This is a genomic window from Allocoprococcus comes (assembly GCF_013300725.1).
In the GTDB taxonomy this organism is placed as follows: domain Bacteria; phylum Bacillota; class Clostridia; order Lachnospirales; family Lachnospiraceae; genus Allocoprococcus; species Allocoprococcus comes_A.
In genome coordinates, this window is record NZ_JAAIMM010000084.1 from 1 (window position 1) to 1401 (window position 1401).

A 1401-nucleotide genomic window follows, 5' to 3' on the forward strand; every position below is an offset into this window, starting at 1 on the left:
CTGACGATACAAAAATTTATTATTTTTTATTGTCCTCTTGACAGGTAGCACACCAGGATCCAGTTGGATGGCAGAAAGTATTGGTATATCAGTAATAACAAAGCTGTGATTTGGGCGCTAAATAAAGAAAGACTGATAAACAGTGGCTATTATGATTTAGCCACAGCCTACCAGTCTGTGCACGTCAACTATTGAAAGCGCTGTATACCGAACGGTACATCATACGGTGCTGTGAGAGGACGGCGGTTAATCACCGCCACCTACTCGATTTTTATTATCTTGAGAATTTATCACTGTAACGAACATGCATATCCTCCCAATCCATAAACAATACATAAAATACCTTTCCGTATTGTTGGCTCTCTACAATTCTTCCATGATCAAGCACAGAAAAATAGGTTCCGTCAGCTTTTCGAAGATGGAAGTGAATATAATCATTTTCATTACCACTGTCAATCTGTTCCCAGATACTTGATTCTATCTGTTGCTGTTCATCTTCCCGAATCAAGTTTCGAAAACTTTTCTTAGTAAGTCTGAATAGTTCATCTATATCTTTATATCCAGACATATGAAGAAATTCATCATTTGCATAAAATAGTTCATCATCTTCTTTGTCAGCTCTGTATATGATAAATGCACCTGGAAGGTGTTCTGAAATATCCTTGAATGCGAATCCAAGCTGTTTGCGGACACCTGACTGAAGACCTTTCCTGTAGGCCATACATCCGTTTTTACCATGAAGCTTTATTTCATAAAGAGCTGCATCTGCGCAGCGCAGGAGCTGTGAACGGTCGGATGCAGATGTTGGATATTCTGCATATCCAAGAGAAATATAAAAAGCATATTCCTTACCATGACATGAGAATGTTTTGGGAAGTTGGGTGAATTGCTGTAGCTGTACATCTGCTTCTGCAAAGGTACAATTTGGTAAAAGAATGCAAAATTCGTCACCACCGTTTCTTCCCAGTAACGCATCGGATGGGAAAAAAGCCTTCATGCTGTCTGCAAGACTCTTTAATGCCCTGTCTCCGTAACTATGTCCATAGATATCATTGATAAACTTGAAATCATCGATATCAAGGAGTGCAGCCACAAAATGTGTTTGAGGATTTTTAGAAATCATCTTTTCTGCTAACTCATCAAATCCATAGCGGTTATAAATACCTGTAAGAGAATCTGTATGTGCCAGTATTTGATATTTGTTCCTATGTTCTTTTGCTACTAACCATACTCTGGTAAGAACTGTCAGAAGAAGGATTATTATAACAAATATTCCGCTTGTGATTATGATTAATGTGCTATTTCTCCATCCACTTTTAGGTGTTACCTCAATTTTCCAGTTTTCATCTCCTGTTATGAAGTGACTTTTGTCAAGAGTTAATTTTAAGAAATTTTTCTCAA

Annotated in this window: 1 protein-coding gene; it reads right to left on the reverse strand. The window is 37.6% G+C overall.

Going from position 1 to position 1401, the window contains the following annotated elements:
- Positions 1–274: 274 nt before the first annotated feature.
- Positions 275–1401, reverse strand: a 1127-nt coding sequence (locus tag G4407_RS16080) for a sensor domain-containing diguanylate cyclase (RefSeq protein ID WP_173689682.1), incomplete at its 5' end; no start/stop codon positions are given.